This is a genomic window from Novosphingobium fuchskuhlense (assembly GCF_001519075.1).
Taxonomy (GTDB): Bacteria; Pseudomonadota; Alphaproteobacteria; order Sphingomonadales; family Sphingomonadaceae; genus Novosphingobium; species Novosphingobium fuchskuhlense.
In genome coordinates this window covers 410,205-429,256 of sequence record NZ_KQ954244.1, presented here as the reverse complement: position 1 = coordinate 429,256, position 19,052 = coordinate 410,205, and the positions used below count along the sequence as shown (strand labels likewise).

The window sequence follows — 19,052 nt, the reverse complement described above, 5'->3', positions numbered from 1 at the left end:
GTCATGGACCGGGTTTGGCGCGAGGTTGTGCTGTTCGGGCTGGTGGCGCTGCTTTCCGGCCTGTTCGGCATGCCTGCGGCCGCCGCGCCGATCGCGGCGAGCCAGACCTGCCACGCTGCGGCAGATTCCGGCGAAACGGACGACGCCCTGCGCCGTGCCCCGGATCGCTGGATCTGCAGGGATTCCGAATATGACATCGGGTCGGCGAGCCTGTTCTTGCTCTACCGCCTCACCGATCCCGTGCAGCCGCGCGCGCAGAGCCTTGTCACCCATGCCTCGCCGTTTGCGGCTATCACGATCCGGGTCGTCGACGAACGTGGCGCCGTGCGGGTGGCTCGCTTCGCTCCCGCGGCAGTCCGCCATCTTGTTACCGGGCCGATGATGGTCCTGCCGCTGCCGCAGACCCCTGCTCGTCCCCGTTTGGTCACAGCGCGCATTGACGGGCCCTGGAACAAGACCATTGCCAGCGAGGCACGGCTTGACAGCGCGACCGAGGGGACCGGCTGGGACATCAGCGTGGTCGTCGCCATGGCCATGATCTGCGGCATGCTGATCGTGCCGCTGCTTCTCAATTTCGGGTTCTACCTCGTGCTGCGCCGGCCCTTCGTGCTGTGGCATATCGTCATGGTCGGGCTGATGCTGGTCCAGACTGTGATCGGCACCGGCTTCATCCATATCGCGGCAAATCTCGACGCGGCGACCGAAATCGCGATCAACAGCTTGTGCTTCAGCGCTGTGGCCGCCTCGGGTCTCATGTTCATGGTCACATTCCTCGAACCCGAGGCATTGTCCCCGTACTTGCGCCGGTTGATCGTGGGCAGCACACCGCTTGTGCTCGCCGGCGGCGTGTTCACGACCCTGCCGATCGAAGCACTGCGCCCATGGAGCGCGCTGGGGATCTATGCCGCGATCTTGTTCGCCATCGTGCTCATCCTGTGCGGCCTTGCCGATGCCTGGAGGCGCGGCAGCCGGCTCGTGCTGTTCCTGCTGGTCGGCTGGGCTCCGACGCTGACCGTCGGGGTCTATCGGATTGGCTGCTACCTCCTGCCCCATGCACGGCCAACCGAGTCGGTGGTCGTGTTCCAGCTCGCGCTAGCCGCAGAAGTGCTGACCAATTCGCTCGGCATCGTGATCCGTTTCCTTGAACTGCGGCGTGAGCGCGACCTTGCCAATGCCCGCGCGACCGAACTGGAAGGCGTGGCCGGGCGCGATGCGCTGACCGGTTTGTGGAACCGCCACTCGATCGAGCGGCGCTTCAACGACCTCTTCCAGCTTGGCTACCGCACGATGGCGGTGATCGATCTCGATCACTTCAAGCGGATCAATGACCGGCACGGCCATTCGGTCGGGGATTCAGTGCTCAAGGTCGTCGCCAGCGTGCTTGCCGAAGATGGTGATGCCTGTGCGATCCGCATGGGCGGCGAGGAATTCCTGCTGCTGCTGCGCGGCCCGGGCGCCGCAGATCGCGCCGAGCGATGTCGCCGGGCGGTCAGTACGCGCCTCGCCGCAGCCGTGCCCGGTCTGGGCCATGTCGTCACCGCCAGCATGGGCCTTGTCGAACACGATCTGTCCGGCACGCTCGATGTCGAGTTCGCTGTGCTCTACAGCCACTGCGACCGTCTGCTCTACGAAGCCAAGCGCCTCGGCCGCAACCGCACGATGCGTGAACGGCTGACAGGTTTCACGCCCGATTTCCAGACGCGGACGGCTTAACCGGCAAAGAGCGCCGCCATGTCCGCGGGCACCCGCTGGATGCGCCTGCTGGCCTTGTCGATCAACACCCACTGCGTCAGCGCGCTGACGATCACCTTGCCGGCAGAATTGCGGAAATCTACCCGCCGGTCGAACCGCGCCCCGCGCGGAGGGTCGGGCACGAAGGTCTCCGCCGTCACGTTTTCGCCGAGCGCGATATTCCCGCGGTAGTCGATCTCGTGCCGCGTCACCACCCAGACATGGGTCTCCTGCCATTCGGCCGGGGCCAGCGCTTCCCAGTGCGATGTGGCGACGGCTTCCATCCACTGCACCCACACCGCGTTGTTCACGTGCCCCAGCACGTCGATGTGCTCCGGCCCCGCAGTGAAGGTTCTGGTGTGCATGGTCAGACCGCGACCCCGAGCTGCGCCAGCATGAAGGCAAACTCCTCCGCCGTCTCGCGCAGACCCTCGAACCGCCCTGATTTGCCCCCGTGTCCCGCGCCCATGTTGGTCTTGAGAAGCAGCTCATTTCCGTCGGTCTTCATCTCGCGCAGTTTGGCGACCCACTTGGCGGGTTCCCAGTATGTCACGCGCGGATCGTTGAGGCCGGCCGTCACCAACATCGGCGGATAGGCCTGGGCCTGCACCTGATCGTAGGGGGAGTAGGACCGGATCAGGTCGAAGGCGGCCTTGTCCTCGATCGGATTGCCCCATTCGGGCCACTCGCCCGGGGTGAGCGGCAGGTCCTCGTCGAGCATCGTATTGAGCACATCGACGAAGGGCACATGCGCCGCCACCGCGCCCCACAGGTCGGGGTCGGAATTGACCACCGCGCCCATCAGTTCGCCGCCCGCCGAGCCGCCAGCAATCGCGATCCGGCCCGCAGCGGTGAAGCCCTGCGCAATCAGCCCCTTCGCCACATCGACGAAATCGTGGAACGTGTTTGTCCGCTGCTCCAGCTTGCCGTCCTTGTACCAGCGTCGGCCAAGATCGTCGCCGCCCCGTATATGCGCGATGGCATAGGCAAAGCCGCGGTCGACCAGGCTCAGCCGTGTCGTGGAAAAGCCCGGCCCGATGGCAATGCCATACGCCCCGTAACCATAGAGATAGAGCGGTCCGCCATGCGCGCGCCCCTTGCGCCAGACCACCGAGACCGGCACCAGGGTGCCGTCGCGCGCTGCAATCTCCAACCGCGCCGTCTCATAGAGCGAGGCATCATAGCCGCTGGGAATCTCTTGCGTCTTCAGCAGTTCCAGCCGCCCCTCGGCCACGTGGAAGTCATAGACCGAAGCCGGGCTGGTCATGGACTCATAGCTGACGCGCAGCTTGTCCATCGCCCATTCCGGGTTGTCGCCCAGCGAGGCTTCATAGCTCGCTTCCGGAAACACGATCGGCTCGATCCGCGCGGGATCGTCGTAATAGCGCACCTCGATCCGGTCGAGCCCGCGCACGCGCCCCTCGACCACGTAGAAGTCGCGGAACAGGTCGAAGCCGGTCAGGTAGAAGTCGTCCGTCCCCTCGATCAGCGTCGTCCATTCCTGCGGGCTCGAAAGCAGCGCGGTGGCCAGCCGGAAGTTCTCGTGGGTGTCGTTGGCGTGGATGAACAGCGTCTCGCCGCGCAGATCCACATCGTATTCCACGCCGACCGCGCGCGCCTTCACCAGCAGCGGCGCGGCCAAAGGATCGGCGGCAGGCACCAGCCGCACTTCGCTCGTCTCGTGGTCGCCGGTTGAAATCACCAGCCATTCGTCGTTCGCCGAAAGCCCGGCGGAGACCCTGAAGCCTTCGTCATCCTCGTGATAGAGCTCGACATCGCTTTCCACCGGTGTCCCCAGCCAGTGCAGCCGCGCGTTGTCCGTCCGCCACTGCGCATTGGCAAGGCTGTAGACAAGCGCCCTGTCACCCGCCGCCCAGACCAGCGCCGACAGCGTGCCGGGTATCACATCGGGCAGCACTTCGCCGGTCGCGATCACCTTGATCCGCGCGGTGAACCGCTCCGAACCGTTGTCGTCCACCGCCCAGGCGAGCAGCCGGCCATCACTGGACACGGAGAGCGCGCCCAGCCGGAAGTATTCCTTGCCCTCCGCCAGCGCCACTTCGTCAAGGATCAGCTCGTCCGGACCACCCGCGACCGGCCGCCGCCACCACTTCTTGTACTCGGCACCTTCCTCGTATTCGATCCAGTAAAGCCAGTCGCCGTCCTTCTGCGGAACCGACTTGTCAGCCTCCTTGATCCGCCCGCGCATCTCGGCCAGCAGCGTTTCCACCGTGTCCTGATGCGGCTTCATTCGTGCCTCGAACCAGACGTTTTCCGCTTCCAGATGCCCCAGCACTTCGGGATCGGTCACCTCGGGATAGCCCGGATCGCGCAGCCAGTTGTACGGGTCCTCGATCGTCACGCCGTGATGGGTGAACGTGTGGGGCTTCTTGGCCGCAACCGGAGGCGCAGCGCCTTGGTCCTTGGGGGTGGTCTCTGTCATTCCCCGCATCTATGGTGCGCAGCATGGTCCCGCAAGGCGGGCGACAGACTTCAGGACGCGACCCATGCTGATGAACACCCATGAAGCCCGCCTCGATGCGCTGCGCAAGGAACTCGCATGCCAGCAGCTCGATGGCTTCGTCATCCCGATTTCCGATGAACACATGAGCGAATATGTCGGCGCCTATGCCCAGCGCCTCGGCTGGCTGACCGGCTTCGGCGGCTCGGCTGGCACCGCCGTTGTGCTCAGGGATGAAGCCGCGATCTTCGTCGACGGGCGCTACACGCTGCAAGTGCGCGAACAGGTCGATGGGCGGCTCTACAGCTATCAGTCGGTCCCGCAGACTTCGGTCGCGGCATGGCTCGGCGAACACGCCCCCGAAGGCGCGCGCATCGGCTATGACGCATGGCTCCATGGCAAGGGTTGGGCCGATAGCGTTACCGCCGCCTTGAAGGCCCGCAATGCCAAGCTCGTGGCCGTGGCGCAGAACCCCGTCGACGCGATCTGGCAGGACCGTCCCGCTCCCTCCGCCGCGCCCGCACTCGTTCACCCGGATGAGTACGCCGGCGCTTCCGCCCACGAAAAGCGCGCCGAAGTCGCGGCCTGGCTCACCGCACGCGGGCTTGATGCCGCGGTCATTTCCGCGCTCGATTCGGTCGCATGGCTGCTCAACATGCGCGGCTCTGACGTGGACTGCACGCCCGTCGCGCTCTCGTTCGTGCTCGCCCATGCCGATGGCACCGCCGACCTCTTCATCGCGCCGGAAAAGGTCTCGCCCGAACTCGCGCAGCACCTCGGCAATGCCGTGCGGGTGCAAGACCGCGCGGCCTTCACCCCCGCGCTTGCTGCGCTTGCCGGCAAGAAGGTTGCGGTCGATCCGGAACGCGCGGTTGCGGCGGTCTATGCCGAGCTTGAGGCCGCTGGCGCGGAGGCGGTCTCGCTCACCGATCCCACCGTCCTGCCCAAGGCCTGCAAGAATCCGGTCGAGCAGGCCGGCCACCGTGCCGCACAGGCGCGCGACGGCGCTGCAATCACCCGCTTCCTCCACTGGCTCTCCAACACCGCGCTGCACGGCACTGAAACCGAACTCTCCGCCGCCGCAGCCCTGCGCGCCGAGCGCGAAAAGACCGGCCTTCTGCGCGACCTCTCGTTTGACACGATCTCAGCTGCCGGCCCCAATGGCGCAAGTCCGCACTACAAGGTGGACGAGCACACCAACCGCCAGATCGAGCCGAACAGCGTCTATCTCGTCGACTCCGGCGGCCAGTATCTGGATGGCACGACCGATATCACCCGCACTGTCTGGATCGGCCCCGATGCGCCCCCAGCCGAAGTGAAGGACCGCTTCACCCGCGTGCTCAAGGGCCACATCGCGCTCGATCAGGCGGTGTTCCCCGAAGGCACCGTCGGCAGCCAGCTCGACAGCTTCGCGCGCCAGTTCCTGTGGGTCGCCGGGCTCGATTATGCCCACGGCACCGGCCACGGCGTCGGCAGCTTCCTTGCCGTCCACGAAGGCCCGCAGCGTATCGCCAAGGCGGCGGGCGGCCAGGCGGGGACGGGCCAGCCGCTGCTCCCCGGCATGATCCTCTCGAACGAGCCCGGCTACTACAAGGCAGGCGAATACGGCATCCGGATCGAGAACCTCGTGCTCGTCGAAGAGCGCGCTATCCCCGGCGCCGAGGGCCGGTTCATGGGCTTCGAGACGCTGACTTTCGCGCCCATCGACCGCACGCTCGTCGAGCCAGCGCTGCTGCTCCCGCACGAACGCGATTGGTGGAACACCTATCACGCCAAGGTTCGCGTGCTGCTGGCACCGCAGCTCGAGGGTGCGGATCTGGCTTGGCTCGAGGCTGCCTGCGCCCCGTTGTAAGCACCCATGTTCGTGTTATGTTCCTTCAATCGCGACTCGGCGAAGAGGAGGCATGAATGATCGGCTACGTGACTTTGGGGACCAACGATCTCGCGCGCGGCGCTGCATTCTATGATGCGCTGGCGGCCGAAATGGGCACCAAGCGCATGTACGAATGGGACAGTGCGATTGCCTGGGGCGAGGCGGGCGGCGCGGCCGGCATCGGCCTGATGAAGCCCTACAACGGTGAGCCTGCCACCGTCGGCAACGGCGTGATGGTCGCACTGGAAGCGAAGGACTCGGCGCAGGTCGACCGGCTTCACGCTGCCGCGCTCGCCAATGGCGGCACCTGCGAAGGCCCTCCGGGACCGCGCGGCGAAGGCGGGTTTTATGCCGCCTATTTCCGCGATCCCGATGGCAACAAGCTCAATGCTTTCGTGATGGGGAACTGAGAAACAATGGCGCACCGGCTCGATACAAACCCCATCCATATCGGGCTCGGTGCGAAGGCCGTTCCGCAGCCACCGTTCACCGGCATGGCATGGTACGGCGATTACATCGCCCGCCACGGGGCTGACGGGGCGGAAGGCCGCCTTGTCAGCCAGCACAGCTTTACTGAAAGCTGGGACAGCTGGGAAATGCACCCGGTGGGCGATGAAGTGGTGCTGCTGCTCACCGGCGAGGCCGTGATGCATCAGGAGCTGGTTGACGGCACGAAGGCCGAAGTACGCCTCGCAGCCGGCGAATATGCGGTGAATCCGCCCGGCGCATGGCACACGATGGACCTGATCTCCGATGAGGCCACGGCCCTGTTCATCACGGCGGGCCTCGGCACGGAACATCGCCCGCGCTGAAATCCGCGCGACAAAGTGCGACAAAACGCCGCGTCGGCGGCATAAGCCTGCGACAACCCGGGTCTAGATGGCAGACAGCGGATAGCCCCCGTTCCGCCTGCAACAAGGACCGAGATCCATGAAGAAATCCACGCTCGCCGCCTCTGCGGCTGTCGCGCTTACGGCGGCGACGGCGCTCTATGCCGTCTACCCTGCCTTTGCCGAACCTGGCCGCGATCCCATGGGCGATGCCACGATGACCTGGGCCGATGCCAAGGCCAAGGCCGACATGCTATGGGCGCAGCTGGACGTGAACAAGGACGGTGTGCTCAATGATGCTGACCGCGAGGCCAAGATGAACGAAATGTTCGACATGATCGACACCAACCATGATGGCGCGATCAGCAAGACCGAATTCATGGAGCACCACAAGAAGATGATGGAAGGCGGTGCGATGGGCGGCAGGGGCCGCGATGGCGCGCCCGGCATGATGCCGCCGCCGCCTCCCGGTGCCGGTATGGCCATGATGATGGGCCCCGGCGCGCACATGATGCGCGAAATGGCCGAAAAGGCTGATACCAACCATGATGGCACCATAACCCGCGCCGAATTCGATGCCGCTGCCAAGGCCCGCTTCGATGCGGCTGACACCAACCATGATGGCAAGCTGACGTCCGCCGAGCGCCGCGCCGCATGGATGGCGATGCACAAGGAACACGGCGGCTGGGGCCGCCGGCACGGCATGCACGGGGATATGGGCGATATGCCGCCGCCCCCGCCCCCGCCGGGTGCCTGATATGGCTGCAGCCCCCGCCCCGATCCCGGTCACGACCCGTGTCCTGGTGGTGGACGACGAGGCAGCGCTGCGCGAACCCCTGGCGGACTATCTCGTTCGCCAGGGGTTCGCGGTGGGCCAAGCCGCGAGCGCGGCCGAGGCCCGCACGCGTCTGGCCGCGGAAATGTTCGATATCGTCCTGCTCGATATCATGATGCCCGGCGAGGATGGCCTTTCGCTCTGCCGCCACCTGATCGAAGCGCGCGGCCTTCCCGTCATCTTCCTCACCGCGCGCGGCGAGGCGACCGACCGCATCGTCGGGCTCGAGATCGGCGCGGATGACTATGTCGTGAAGCCTTTCGATCCGCGCGAACTCGTCGCGCGCATCCGCTCCGTGCTGCGCCGCGCGGCCAAGGGCATTGGGCGCGTGCCTGAAGCGGCGGCCGATACGGCCGATCAGCACCACTACACTTTCGAAGGCTGGCGGCTCGATCCTTTGCGCCGCCGCCTCACCGACAGCGAAGGCGCGGTCGTGGCCATTTCATCGGCGGAATTCCGCCTCCTCGTCGCCTTCCTCGACCACCCGCGCCAGGTGCTCGACCGCGACCGGCTGCTCGATATGGTGCAGGGCCGCGAGGCCCACCTGTTCGACCGCGCAGTCGACAACCAGATCAGCCGCCTGCGTCGCAAGATCGAGCGTGACAGCCGCAATCCCGAACTGATCCAGACGGTCTGGGGTGGGGGCTACATGCTCGCTGCCGAAGTGCGCAAGGTGCCTGCCGATGGCTGAGCCTGCTCGCCGCGGCTTCAGCCTCTGGCCACGCAGCCTGCAAGGGCAGATGCTGCTTGCCATCGCAGTTGCGCTGATGGTGGCGCAGGCATTTTCCGCCGCACTGATGTGGCGCATGCAGCACGAGCGGCACTTTGCCGGCCTCGTCAACTATGCCGCGTTCAGCCTGCTCGGCCGCAGTCCGCGCGCGCAATTCGGTCCGCCGCCCCCGCCCGATGGCGAGGGGCCGGAGATCGGCCTGCGCATGCCGCGCCCCTTGCGCGTGCAGGAAGAGGCCCGCGCGCCCCAGATGGCTGGCGACCGCCGCCGTCCAGACGTCGAGGAAGCGCTGCGCCAGGTGCTCGAAGCACAAGGTGTCGATGCCGCGCGGCTCTTCGTGGCCGAGCGCGATCCCGCGCGCGATCCTGTCATCGCGCAGTGGCTGGCCCGGCGCGGACCGGGCATGCCGCGCTCGCCCGGCGCCGTGCGCCCGCGCCTGATCATCGCCGCAATCGGCCGCACCGACGGAACCTGGCTCACCGCGCGCCTGCTCGCTCCGCGCACCGAACGCGCAATGCTGACCACGCTCGTGCTCCAGACGGTGTTCATCTACATTGTTCTTGTCGGTGCCGTAGCGCTGATCCTGCGGCGCATCGCGCGGCCGCTCAAGGCCCTTACCGCGCAAGTCGAAGTCTTTGCCCGCTCGCGCGCCCTTGCCGGCCAGCTGGAACCGGAAGGGCCGGACGATATCCGCGGTCTCATCATCGCGCACAACGCGATGGAGCGCCGCGTCGGCGCGCTGCTCGATGAGAAGGACGTGATGCTCGGCGCGATCGGGCATGATCTCAAGACCCCGCTCGCGGCGCTGCGCGTGCGGATCGAGGCGGTCGAGGACGACACCGAGCGGGGCCGGATGGCGGCGGGGATCGAGGACATCAACCGCTCACTCGACGATATCCTGAGCCTCGCCCGCGTGGGGCGCCCTTCCGATCCGCTCGAGCAGACCGAACTCTCCGCGCTCGTTGCCGATGTCGTGGGCGAGTACGAGGACATGGGCGAGGACGTCACGCTGGGCGATGCGACGCGCATCGTCATGCCGCTGCGCGCCACCTGGCTGCGCCGCGCTCTGCGCAACCTCGTCTCGAATGCGCTGCGCTATGGCAGCCGCGCCCGGGTCACCCTGCGGCGCGATGGCGCCGAGGCCGTGCTTGTGGTCGAGGACGATGGCCCCGGCATTCCCGAGCAAGAGATCGCGCGGATGCTCGAACCGTTCACCCGGCTCGAAGCGTCGCGCAATTCATCGACCGGCGGCGCGGGTCTTGGCCTCACGCTCGCCCGCGCGATTGCCGACCAGCACGGCGGTTCGCTTACACTCGCGAACCGAAGCGAGGGCGGCGAGACTAGGGGCCTCACCGCCACGCTCCGTCTTCCGCTCACCTGAGCTTCGTGATCGCCGCGGTCAGTTCGGCGCCGCGCGCGTCCTTCAGCTTGCCGCACGCGCGCACGCGCTCGATCGTCCGCTCGAGCTCCAGCGCGCCGGATTTGCCCGCGAACTTCGCGCGCAAGCCGTCAAACTCGTCGGCCTGTGCCACCGAGCAGAAGTTGCCGAGGATCTGCGGCAGCCGCGCACCGAAGAAGATGCCCGCGCCGCCGTTCAGCAACTCGTCGAGGTGCGCCTTCATCCAGCTGTAGCCCCAATCCCGCGTTTCGGGCGTGTAGACCACATAGCGCACGAAATTGAGCTTCTCCGATTGGCGCAGGCGCTTGTCCTGAAACTCGTCCAGCAGCCACTTTGCCGTCGCCGCATCACCGCTCGATCCGATTGCCCCCAGCGCGGCGGGGCGGAACAGCGGGTCTTCCGAGGCGAGCGCCTTGTCCATCAGCACCTTTGCGCCATCCAGCTTGCGCGCGCCCAGCCAGGCATCGAAGGCTGCGCCGAACAGCGAAGGATCGAGCGCGGACTGGTCGCCGCCGAGGTAGGCATCGACGGCTGTCGCCAGCCGGGTGCGCAGCGCGGCATCGCGCGCGGTGCCGGCGATGAGCTCGACCAGCTGGACGCGGCGCTGCTGCTTTTCCGGATCGTCTCCGGCATGGGCCCCGGCCCGCGGATCGAGGCCGACCGCCTTGAGCTGAGCGCTATAGAGCCCGTCGACGAAAGCGCGGAACTTGGGCTTGGCGCTCTCGGCGATCACGCCCCGGTCGGCCATTGCCTGCAGCAGGCCCACGGCATCGCCGCTGGCATAGCTGTCCGGATTGGCGGCTAGCGCGCGCGATCCGGCGATCAGCTGATCAGCGGTCACGCGCCCGGCATAGAAGCTGGCGTTGAGGCTGTCTTCCACCGCCAGTGCTTCGCTGCCACTCAGGCTCGGCGTCGCCGCGATCAGCGCGTCCCACTCCTTGGCGGGCAGCTCGAAGCGGTAGTATCCGGTGCCGCCCGCGTTGGGCATGATCGGCCCGGCGCTCTTGATCGTCACCGTGGCGGATGTGTCGGTGAGCAGCGTGCACTGGCGCAGATCGCCCTGGCGCATGCACAGCGGAATGCCCCACTTCGTCTGCGGGCCCTTCATGCCATAGCGGACATAGCGGCTCTGGGTCACCTTCCAGCTCTGCGCGCCGTCTTTGCCCTTGGCCCGCTCCAGCGTCACGAGCGGCACGCCCTGCTGATCGGTGAAGCTCTGCATCGCGGGCAGGATGCGCGGATCGCCCGCCGCTTCAGCCATTGCCTTGAAGAACTCGGCGCTCGTCGCGTTGCCATACTTGTGCGCCGCCATGTAGCCGCGCACGCCGTCCCGGAACTTGGTGTCGCCCATGAAGGCTGCGATCATCGCGACCACGTGGCCGCCCTTGCCATAGGTGATCGTGTCGAAGGCCGCGTCGATCTGCGCGTTCTTCTCGATCTGCTGGTGGATCGGCCGCCCTGCGACCAGCGCGTCGATACCCATCGCGCTGAAGCCCTCGGCCAGTGCGCCTGCGCCGATGTTGAGGTCGGGCCGCCATTCGTTGCCGATGCGGAAGCCCATCCAGTTGGCGAAGCTCTCGTTCAGCCAGATGTCGTCCCACCATGCCGGGGTGACGAGATCGCCGAACCACTGGTGCGCCAGCTCATGGCTTACCACCATGCCGAAGGTGCGCTTCTGCGCGGTCGAGGCCTTGTCATCCATGACGAGGATGCTGTCGGCATAGAGATCGGCGCCCGCATTCTCCATCGCGCCGGGCAGGATCGGGGTCGTGATCTGGTCGAGCTTGGGATAGGGGAAGCTCTGGCCGAAATAGGCCTCGAGGTGCTGGACCACGCCCTTCGTGCCTTCCAGCGCGAAATCGAGCTTGCCTGCGTTCTGTCTGGTCGAAACGATACGGATCGGCAGCGGCGTGCTGCGCTGCGGGGTCGGCGGCACCACGCCTTCCACGGTCACGAACGGCCCCACCATCAACGCTACCAGATAGCTCGGCAACGGCAGCGTTTGCGCGAAGGTGTGGACGGTCATGCCACCCGCCGTCTCGGTCTTCACCTCGGGCGCATTGCTCACTGCCTTGAGGCCCTCGGGCGTGCGCAGGGTGACGTTCCACGGCACCTTGAAGCCTGGCTGGTCGAACGAGGGGAAGCTGGCGCGGGCATCGATCGATTCATGCTGGGTCCAGGAATACCAGTCCTCGCCCACCTTGACCCTGAACATGCCTGCCGGCCCTTCACCGAAAGGCGCGTCGTAATCGAAGGCGAAGGTGGTCTTGCCCGCCGGCAGCGGGGCATCGAAAGTCACCAGCGCGATCCCGGTCGGATCGACCTGGCGGAAGGTGCCGGAAACCGGCTGGCCGCCGACCATCGCGGTCACCTTGCCGACCTTGAGGTCGCGCCCGTGCATCCACACGAAGCGCCCAGCCTTCTTTACGTCGACGTCGATCTCGACATGGCCGGAAAAGCGCTCCTTTGCGGGATCGACCGTCAGGTCAAGCCGGTAGGCCTGCGGCACGACCGCGCCCTCGAGCTTGCCTGCCGGCATCGGGCCGGCTTCGGCGGGGATCGCGGCCTCGGCTGCGGGTGTCTGCGCCTGAGCGGGCGCAGAAAGGAAAGTGCCGGCGAGCAGCGTCGCAGCCAGAAGAGCTGCAGAGGGCAGGATCGAACGCATGGAAGCCTTTCAGGTCGAGCCGGGTCTTGCCCGGCATGGAAGCCCGCTTGCCTGCCCCGATCCTGTTTCACTCGCAACCGGAATCGACGAACCGCCTGTTCCTGTCGTCGAACGACAGATCGGGGCAGTTCGTCCGTACCGGCCCCCTGGCTCTCAGCGCAGGAGTCCCCCCAGCAGACCGCGCGCAAACCGTCCGAACGCCGCTCCGCCGATCTGGGTCGCAATCGTGCCGACGATGGCACTGGCACCCGATGCCACCGGCGACGAGCGCGATTTCTTGCCCATCATCTCCGCCGCGATCATCGAACCGGCCGAAGCGGCAATCGCGCCGACGGCGGCCTTGCCGGCCTTGCCCCACATCGAGGGCGTTTGCCGCGCCGAAGCCTGCTGGGCAGCGGCCCCCTCGGTCTCGACCTGCTGCGCGGCGGCAGCCGCATCGGCTGCCTTCTGCGCCAGCACTTCGGCTGCGGATTCGCGGTTCACGGCGGTATCGTACTTGCCGTCGAACGGGCTGGTGGATTGGATCACCGCGCGCTCCTTGGGCTCGAGCGGCCCCAGCCGCGAGCGCGGCGGTGCCACCAGCGTGCGCTGCACGATCCCCGGGGCGCCTTCTGCATCGAGCGTGGAGACCAGCGCCTCACCGACCTTCAGCTCGGTGATCACCTTCTCGACATCGAGATCGGGATTGATTCGGAAGGTATCCGCCGCCGCCCGTATCGCCTTCTGGTCGCGTGGGGTGAACGCGCGCAGCGCATGCTGCACGCGGTTGCCCAGCTGGCCGGCGATCTTTTCCGGAATGTCGATCGGGTTTTGCGAGACGAAGTAGACGCCCACACCCTTCGAACGGATCAGGCGCACGACCTGCTCCACCTTGTCGAACAGGGCCTGCGGGGCATCGTCGAACAGGAGGTGCGCCTCGTCGAAGAAGAACACCAGCTTGGGCTTTTCGGGATCGCCCACTTCGGGCAGCGCCTCGAACAGCTCGCTCAGCAGCCAGAGCAGGAACGTGGCATAGAGCTTCGGGCTCTGCATCAGCTTCTCGGCCGAAAGCACGTTGACGAAGCCGCGCCCCTGATCATCGATCTTGATGAAGTCGTTGATCTCGAACGCCGGCTCGCCGAAGAACCGGTCGGCTCCCTGGCTCTCGAATGCCAGCAGCTGGCGCTGGATCGTGCCGACGCTGGCCTTGGAGACATTGCCGTACTTGCCGGCAAGCTCGCTGGCGTTCTCGGCGCAGGCCATCAGGGTCGCCTGCAAGTCAGGCAGATCGAGCAGCAGCAGGCCGTTGTCGTCGGCATAGCGGAAGGCGATGTTGAGCACGCCTTCCTGCGTTTCATTGAGGCCCATCAGGCGCGCCAGCAGCAGCGGGCCCATTTCCGAAATCGTCGTGCGGATCGGGTGGCCGGCCTCGCCATAGAGGTCCCAGAACACCACCGGATTGTCGGCATAGGTGAAGGGGTCGATCCCCAGCTGCTTGGCGCGCGCCTCGATCGCATCAGCATGCTTGAACGTCGGGCTGCCCGGCATCGCGATGCCTGCAAGGTCTCCCTTCACATCGGCCAGGAACACCGGCACACCACGCGCCGAAAACTGCTCGGCCATGCCCTGAAGGGTCACCGTCTTGCCGGTGCCGGTCGCTCCCGCCACAAGTCCATGGCGGTTGGCGCGGTCAAGGCGCAGTACCTGCCGTTCGCCAGTCGCTCCAAGGCCAATGTAGATATCGTCCATAAGCCGCAATTCCACCTGTGTTTTCGTCAAAACCTGATCCCGCTGTTCTTGTCCTCCGGAATGAAAAAGTAGGAAAGCGCTTTTTGCATCCGGGACGGACCGCCGCTAAAGCGCGCTCTTCATCATGACTGCTACGCCTTTCATCCTGCTGGACGATGCCCGTGTCGAAGGCGCCCGTAACGCCCGGACTGCACCGGCGCGCCTTTACACGGTGCCCGACGAGATCGTCGTTGCGCGCCGGCTGGACGAGGTCGATTCCGCGCTGGCCCGGATCGGCGCCGCACCCGGCCACTGGGCTGGCATGATTGCTTATGAAGCGGGTCTTGCGCTGGAGCCGCGCCTCGCAGCACGACTGCCCGCGCGCACCGGTGCGGCCGGCCCGCTCGTCTGGTTCGCGCGGTTTGCCGAAATGCGCGAAATGACCGGAGCCGAAGCGGAAGCCTGGCTCGATGCGGCGGTGGCGGGCAAGGGGCGGCTCGGTCCGCTCGATCCGCTGGTTTCCCCCGGCGGGTATGCGCAGGGCTTCGACCGGCTCAAGTCGGCCATCTGCGCCGGCGACATCTATCAGGCCAACTACACGTTCGAACTCGGCGGCACGTGGGAGGGCGATCCGCTCGCCATCTACCGCGCGCTGCGCGGCGATGCCCGCTCCGGCTACGGTGCCATCATCTGGGACGGCGCGCACTGGCACCTCTCGGTCTCGCCCGAGCTGTTTTTCACGCTGGAAGAAGGCCGCGCCGAAGTCCGCCCGATGAAGGGCACGGCTCCGCGCGGCCGGACGGCAGAGGAAGATGCCGCCTACAAGGCTGCGCTTGCCGGGAGCGTCAAGGACCTCGCCGAGAACCTGATGATCGTCGATCTGATGCGCAACGATCTCGCCCGTGTCGCCGAGCCGGGCAGCGTGCGCGTCGAGGCACCCTTTGCGGTCGAGACCTATCCCACCGTCCACCAGATGGTGACGACGGTCCACGCCCGGCTGCAACCGGGCGCCGATGCGCGCGATCTCGTGCGCGCTATCTTCCCTTGCGGCTCGATCACCGGCGCGCCCAAGATCCGCGCGATGGAACTGATCGACGAGATCGAGCGCGATGCGCGCGGGCTCTACTGCGGTGCGATAGGGCGGATAGATGCGCCTCTGGATGACGATGGGGCGGATCAACAGGCTGGTGAGGCCGCCTTCAATGTGGCAATCCGCACGGTGCGGTTGCTCCCGGACTTTCCGGGGGCGGGCCGGGGGCGCGCCACCATGGGGGTGGGCTCGGCGGTCGTTGCGGATTCGGCGGCACTGCCTGAATGGCGCGAATGTCTGGTGAAAGGGGATGTCTTGCGTCTGGAGGCCAGCAGCGCCGATCTGATCGAGACGATGGCGTTCGATCCCGCGATGGGCATTGCGCTGCTGGAACTGCACCTCGAACGGATGAAGGCGAGCGCCGCCGAGCTCGGCTTCGAGTTCGATCGCCACGCCCTGCGCAATGCGATCCATGTGCTGTGCTTCGATCTCGATGTGCCTTCGCGCGTGCGCCTGCTCGTCTCGAAAGCCGGCGCCCATGCGCTCGATGCCGCGCCGCTGCCGCCCGCGCTGCCCGATCCCGCCATCTGTGCCGTGCTGCCGCTTCCGGTCGCAGAGGGTGACTGGCGTCTGCGCCACAAGACCACCGACCGCAATTTCTATGAAGGGGCGCTGCGGGCTGCCAAGGCCGCCGGCGCGCACGAAGCGCTGCTCCTGCGGGATGATGGCCGCCTCACCGAAGGCAGCTTCACCAATCTGTTCGTGCCGCGCGGCGATGTGCTCGTCACGCCGCCCGCCGTGCTGGGCCTGCTCCCCGGCATCCTGCGCCGCAGCCTCCTCGAAAGCGGCCGGGCGATCGAAGGTGATGTGACCATGGCCGATCTCGAAGCCAGCTTCTTCATCGGCAACGCCTTGCGCGGGCTGATGCCGGCGAGGCTGCTCGGCGCATGAGCGAGCCGCACACCAGCGCCGCGCTCCAGCGCATCACCGCCTCGCGCACTACCGTGATGACCGACCGCGCCATCGCCCTGCGCGCCGAAGGCCGCGACATCATCTCGCTTTCGGTGGGCGAGCCCGATTTTGCCACCCCGCCGCATGTGATCGAAGCCGCCAAGGCCGCGCTCGATGCGGGCGATACGCGCTACACCGCTGTCCCCGGCACGGCGGCCCTGCGCGAAGCCGCCGCGCTCCACTTCGTCCGCGATCTCGGCATCGAAGTGCCGCCGACCCAGGTGATTGTCAGCGCGGGCGGCAAGCAGGCGATCTTCCTCGCGATCGCCGCGACAGCGGGCGCCGGCGATGAAGTCCTGATCCCTGCGCCGTGGTGGGTCAGCTACCCCGAAATCGTCCGCTTTGCAGGCGCCGAACCGGTTGCCATGCCAACTACACCGCAAGACGGCTACCGCATCAGCGCCGACCAGCTCGCTGCCGCGATCACCCCGCGCACGCGCTGGCTCCTGCTCAACAGCCCCGGCAACCCGACCGGCGCGGTCTATTCCGCCGATGATCTCGCCGCACTCGGCGAGGTGCTTCGCCGTCACCCTCAGGTGCTTGTCCTCAGTGACGATATCTACGCACCGCTGCGCTACGCGGCAGGTGCGCACGCCACGTTGGCCGTCGTCTGCCCCGATCTGGCGAACCGCGTTCTCACCGTCTCGGGCGTCTCGAAAAGCCATGCCATGACCGGTTTTCGCATCGGCGTCTCGGCCGGGCCACCCTGGCTGATCGGTGCGATGGCCAAGCTGCAGTCGCACGCTTCAGGCAACCCTTGCTCGATCAGCCAGGCCGCCGCCGTCGCCGCCTTTTGCGGCCCGCAGGACTTCCTCGTCGATTGGCGCGAGCGCTTTCGCGTCCGCCGCGACATCGCGGTTGACGCACTCAACAGGGTGCCGGGCCTCTCCACGCCTGTGCCGGATGGCGCATTCTATTGCCTCGCCGATGCCGCCCCGCTGATGGCGCGCTTCGGCGATGACGAGGCGCTTGCGCTCCACCTCCTCGATCACGGCGTTGCGGTCGTCGCCGCGTCCGCGTTCGGCGGCAGGGACGGTTTCCGGATCAGCTTTGCGGCAGACGATGCCCGCCTTGCCGAAGCCCTCTCCCGCATCGCCAAGGCACTGACATGAGCATTCCGGCATGATCACCCTCCCCATCCTGTTCGAGGACGGCGAGGCCCTGGTCATCGACAAGCCCGCCGGCCTCCCGATTGATCGTCCGCGGTCCGGCGGCACCAGCCTCGAGAACTATCTCGATGCCCTGCGCCTCGGCTTCCAGCGCCTGCCGCTCGCGGTCCACCGGCTCGATCAGGATACCTCGGGCTGCCTGCTCCTCGCGCGCAACGCCAAGGCCCACAAGCGCTTCGCAGCCGCGTTCGAGGCGCGGCAGGTCGAGAAGGTCTACCTCGGTGTGGTCGCCGGGCCGGTCGCCGAGGATGAAGGCACGATCGCGCTCAACCTGTCCAAGATCAGCAGTGCGGAGAAGGGCTGGCGGATGATCCCCGCGCGCGCCGGCAAGCCGGCGGTCACGCACTGGCGCGTGGTCGAGCGAAGGGATGGACTCACCCTTGTGGAGTTCCATCCCGAAACCGGCCGCACTCACCAGATTCGCGTCCATGCGCTCGCCGGACTCGGTGCGGCGCTGCTCGGCGATCCGGTCTATGGCGGCGGCCCGGTGGCCGATGCGCCGGCACGGCGCACCATGCTTCACGCCGCCGCGCTCACCGTTCCGCGCGAAGGCAAGCCGCCCATCGTGGCCGCCGCGCCGTTTCCCGCCGACTTCGCCGCGCTGGGCTTCTCGTGTCTGCCGACGACTTGATCGTCCGCGCGCTGGGGCTGATCGAGGAGAGCTTCATCGCCTCCGCCGGTCCCGGCGGGCAGAACGTCAACAAGGTGGCGACCGCCGTCCAGATTCGCCTTGATGTCTTCGCGCTGCGGCTTTCGCCCGAGGTGTTCCACCGCCTGAAGGACCTTGCCGGCAGCAAGATGACCGCGCGCGGCGAGATCGTGATGACGGCGCGCAGCTATCGCACGCAGGAACAGAACCGCGAGGATGCACGAACACGCCTCGCCGATCTGCTGCGCGAGGCGGCCACGCTGCCCGCCCGCCGTGCCAAATCCCGGCTCAACCGCGTCGGCAAGGCTGAAAGGCTGCAGACCAAGAAGAACCGCGGCGCGATCAAGGCCGGCCGCGGCAAAGTCCGTCTGGATTAGGGCTTCCCGGAGGGTTCCGCCGCCGCCTGCGAAGCGGGGATCGTCGCGAGGTCCGCCGGCACCGTTGCGTCGGTCAGCGGCGGGGCAGGACGTTTTTCCAGCATTTCTGCCGCTTCATCGAGCGCGCGGGCCTCACCCACGGTCACGCCGCCTGGGCCCGGGTCGGTGTCCTTCTGACAGCCGCCGAGGCACAGGACTGCGGGGAGCAGCGCGAGCGCGGCATGCGCCGCACGCAGACTCCACGCACCGGTCATTACTGCTGCGGCTTCTGTTCTTCGGCGGCGGCCGCAGCGGCAGCCTTGGCTTCCTCGGCAGCCGAAACGGCGCTGTCGGCCGCGCTCTTGGCAGCGTCCTCGGCGCTCAGCGCGGCCTGCGACGCATCGGCAGCCGGGGCGGGAGCCGCCGCCGAAGGCTCGGCCGAAGGCAGTTCGTCTGCCGGCATCTCAACGTTGTCCGCGGTCGCGCCGGCCGAAGCATCATCGGTCTTGCCGCAGGCGCTGAGCGCGAAAACCGCGGCGCAGGCCAGCACGGTGGCGAGGCGCTTGATCTCGTTGGTCTTGGTCATGGTAGTCCCTCAGGATGATC

The 19,052-nt window shown here is 67.0% G+C and carries 17 protein-coding genes; 11 read left to right on the top strand and 6 right to left on the bottom strand.

The window, feature by feature from the left end:
• Positions 1-3: 3 nt before the first annotated feature.
• Positions 4-1,713 carry a sensor domain-containing diguanylate cyclase gene (locus AQZ52_RS01935; protein WP_067906263.1) on the top strand — a complete coding sequence of 570 codons (1,710 nt, stop codon included), beginning with the start codon at positions 4-6 and terminating at the stop codon, positions 1,711-1,713.
• Here the strand turns inward: AQZ52_RS01935 and AQZ52_RS01930 are convergent.
• Together AQZ52_RS01930 and AQZ52_RS01925 are read right to left on the bottom strand one after the other, a co-directional pair.
• Entirely contained in the window at positions 1,710-2,096 is a 387-nt protein-coding gene (locus AQZ52_RS01930; RefSeq protein WP_067906262.1) for an acyl-CoA thioesterase, read from the bottom strand. The two genes, AQZ52_RS01935 and AQZ52_RS01930, sit on opposite strands and share 4 nt — an antisense overlap.
• A gap of 2 nt (positions 2,097-2,098) precedes the next feature.
• Positions 2,099-4,174, bottom strand: coding sequence for a S9 family peptidase (locus tag AQZ52_RS01925; protein WP_420806439.1), 2,076 nt, complete (start codon positions 4,172-4,174; stop codon positions 2,099-2,101).
• Between the two features lie 70 nt (positions 4,175-4,244).
• Here AQZ52_RS01925 and AQZ52_RS01920 point away from each other — a divergent pair, with 70 nt between their 5' ends.
• From AQZ52_RS01920 to AQZ52_RS01895, 6 genes are all read left to right on the top strand, one after another.
• On the top strand, positions 4,245-6,044 hold the full coding sequence (locus tag AQZ52_RS01920; RefSeq protein WP_067909209.1) for an aminopeptidase P family protein: 1,800 nt from the start codon (positions 4,245-4,247) through the stop codon (positions 6,042-6,044).
• Positions 6,045-6,100: 56 nt separating this feature from the next.
• A complete protein-coding gene (locus tag AQZ52_RS01915; protein ID WP_067906260.1) occupies positions 6,101-6,475 on the top strand; it encodes a VOC family protein in 375 nt (124 codons plus the stop codon).
• A 6-nt stretch (positions 6,476-6,481) separates the two neighbouring features.
• Positions 6,482-6,877: a cupin domain-containing protein gene (locus tag AQZ52_RS01910; protein ID WP_067906259.1), complete on the top strand. Its 396-nt coding sequence runs from the start codon at positions 6,482-6,484 to the stop codon at positions 6,875-6,877.
• A 118-nt stretch (positions 6,878-6,995) separates the two neighbouring features.
• On the top strand, positions 6,996-7,652 hold the full coding sequence (locus AQZ52_RS01905; RefSeq protein ID WP_067906258.1) for an EF-hand domain-containing protein: 657 nt from the start codon (positions 6,996-6,998) through the stop codon (positions 7,650-7,652).
• Position 7,653: 1 nt separating this feature from the next.
• Positions 7,654-8,421: a response regulator gene (locus tag AQZ52_RS01900; RefSeq protein ID WP_067906257.1), complete on the top strand. Its 768-nt coding sequence runs from the start codon at positions 7,654-7,656 to the stop codon at positions 8,419-8,421.
• On the top strand, positions 8,414-9,841 hold the full coding sequence (locus AQZ52_RS01895) for an ATP-binding protein (RefSeq protein ID WP_067906256.1): 1,428 nt from the start codon (positions 8,414-8,416) through the stop codon (positions 9,839-9,841). The genes AQZ52_RS01900 and AQZ52_RS01895 overlap by 8 nt, the downstream gene beginning before the upstream one ends.
• Here the strand turns inward: AQZ52_RS01895 and AQZ52_RS01890 are convergent.
• Together AQZ52_RS01890 and AQZ52_RS01885 are read right to left on the bottom strand one after the other, a co-directional pair.
• Entirely contained in the window at positions 9,834-12,524 is a 2,691-nt protein-coding gene (locus AQZ52_RS01890; RefSeq protein ID WP_067906255.1) for a M1 family metallopeptidase, read from the bottom strand. The two genes, AQZ52_RS01895 and AQZ52_RS01890, sit on opposite strands and share 8 nt — an antisense overlap.
• Before the next feature lie 153 nt (positions 12,525-12,677).
• A complete protein-coding gene (locus tag AQZ52_RS01885; RefSeq protein WP_067906254.1) occupies positions 12,678-14,252 on the bottom strand; it encodes a helicase HerA-like domain-containing protein in 1,575 nt (524 codons plus the stop codon).
• A gap of 124 nt (positions 14,253-14,376) precedes the next feature.
• Here AQZ52_RS01885 and pabB point away from each other — a divergent pair, with 124 nt between their 5' ends.
• Genes pabB through arfB form a run of 4 tightly spaced genes read left to right on the top strand, consistent with a single transcriptional unit; the run spans position 14,377 to position 18,467 of the window.
• On the top strand, positions 14,377-16,212 hold the full coding sequence (pabB, locus tag AQZ52_RS01880; RefSeq protein ID WP_067906253.1) for an aminodeoxychorismate synthase component I: 1,836 nt from the start codon (positions 14,377-14,379) through the stop codon (positions 16,210-16,212).
• The gene (locus AQZ52_RS01875; protein WP_067906252.1) at positions 16,209-17,384 is read left to right on the top strand and encodes a pyridoxal phosphate-dependent aminotransferase; all 1,176 of its coding nucleotides are present in this window, start codon (positions 16,209-16,211) and stop codon (positions 17,382-17,384) included. The genes pabB and AQZ52_RS01875 overlap by 4 nt, the downstream gene beginning before the upstream one ends.
• Positions 17,385-17,394: 10 nt before the next feature.
• Positions 17,395-18,072, top strand: coding sequence for an RluA family pseudouridine synthase (locus AQZ52_RS01870; RefSeq protein WP_067906251.1), 678 nt, complete (start codon positions 17,395-17,397; stop codon positions 18,070-18,072).
• The gene (gene arfB, locus AQZ52_RS01865; RefSeq protein ID WP_067906250.1) at positions 18,054-18,467 is read left to right on the top strand and encodes an alternative ribosome rescue aminoacyl-tRNA hydrolase ArfB; all 414 of its coding nucleotides are present in this window, start codon (positions 18,054-18,056) and stop codon (positions 18,465-18,467) included. Before AQZ52_RS01870 ends, arfB begins: the two co-directional genes overlap by 19 nt.
• Here the strand turns inward: arfB and AQZ52_RS01860 are convergent.
• Positions 18,464-18,721: a hypothetical protein gene (locus AQZ52_RS01860; RefSeq protein WP_067906249.1), complete on the bottom strand. Its 258-nt coding sequence runs from the start codon at positions 18,719-18,721 to the stop codon at positions 18,464-18,466. The two genes, arfB and AQZ52_RS01860, sit on opposite strands and share 4 nt — an antisense overlap.
• Positions 18,721-19,032: a hypothetical protein gene (locus tag AQZ52_RS01855; protein ID WP_156424746.1), complete on the bottom strand. Its 312-nt coding sequence runs from the start codon at positions 19,030-19,032 to the stop codon at positions 18,721-18,723. The genes AQZ52_RS01860 and AQZ52_RS01855 overlap by 1 nt, the downstream gene beginning before the upstream one ends.
• Positions 19,033-19,052 lie beyond the last annotated feature (20 nt).

Coding starts and splice junctions, on each gene's coding strand:
- AQZ52_RS01935 (WP_067906263.1), top strand. CDS start 4: ATGGACCGGGTTTGGCGCGAGGTTGTGCTGTTCGGGCTGGTGGCGCTG.
- AQZ52_RS01930 (WP_067906262.1), bottom strand. CDS start 2,096: ATGCACACCAGAACCTTCACTGCGGGGCCGGAGCACATCGACGTGCTG.
- AQZ52_RS01925 (WP_420806439.1), bottom strand. CDS start 4,174: ATGACAGAGACCACCCCCAAGGACCAAGGCGCTGCGCCTCCGGTTGCG.
- AQZ52_RS01920 (WP_067909209.1), top strand. CDS start 4,245: ATGAACACCCATGAAGCCCGCCTCGATGCGCTGCGCAAGGAACTCGCA.
- AQZ52_RS01915 (WP_067906260.1), top strand. CDS start 6,101: ATGATCGGCTACGTGACTTTGGGGACCAACGATCTCGCGCGCGGCGCT.
- AQZ52_RS01910 (WP_067906259.1), top strand. CDS start 6,482: ATGGCGCACCGGCTCGATACAAACCCCATCCATATCGGGCTCGGTGCG.
- AQZ52_RS01905 (WP_067906258.1), top strand. CDS start 6,996: ATGAAGAAATCCACGCTCGCCGCCTCTGCGGCTGTCGCGCTTACGGCG.
- AQZ52_RS01900 (WP_067906257.1), top strand. CDS start 7,654: ATGGCTGCAGCCCCCGCCCCGATCCCGGTCACGACCCGTGTCCTGGTG.
- AQZ52_RS01895 (WP_067906256.1), top strand. CDS start 8,414: ATGGCTGAGCCTGCTCGCCGCGGCTTCAGCCTCTGGCCACGCAGCCTG.
- AQZ52_RS01890 (WP_067906255.1), bottom strand. CDS start 12,524: ATGCGTTCGATCCTGCCCTCTGCAGCTCTTCTGGCTGCGACGCTGCTC.
- AQZ52_RS01885 (WP_067906254.1), bottom strand. CDS start 14,252: ATGGACGATATCTACATTGGCCTTGGAGCGACTGGCGAACGGCAGGTA.
- pabB (WP_067906253.1), top strand. CDS start 14,377: ATGACTGCTACGCCTTTCATCCTGCTGGACGATGCCCGTGTCGAAGGC.
- AQZ52_RS01875 (WP_067906252.1), top strand. CDS start 16,209: ATGAGCGAGCCGCACACCAGCGCCGCGCTCCAGCGCATCACCGCCTCG.
- AQZ52_RS01870 (WP_067906251.1), top strand. CDS start 17,395: ATGATCACCCTCCCCATCCTGTTCGAGGACGGCGAGGCCCTGGTCATC.
- AQZ52_RS01860 (WP_067906249.1), bottom strand. CDS start 18,721: ATGACCGGTGCGTGGAGTCTGCGTGCGGCGCATGCCGCGCTCGCGCTG.
- AQZ52_RS01855 (WP_156424746.1), bottom strand. CDS start 19,032: ATGACCAAGACCAACGAGATCAAGCGCCTCGCCACCGTGCTGGCCTGC.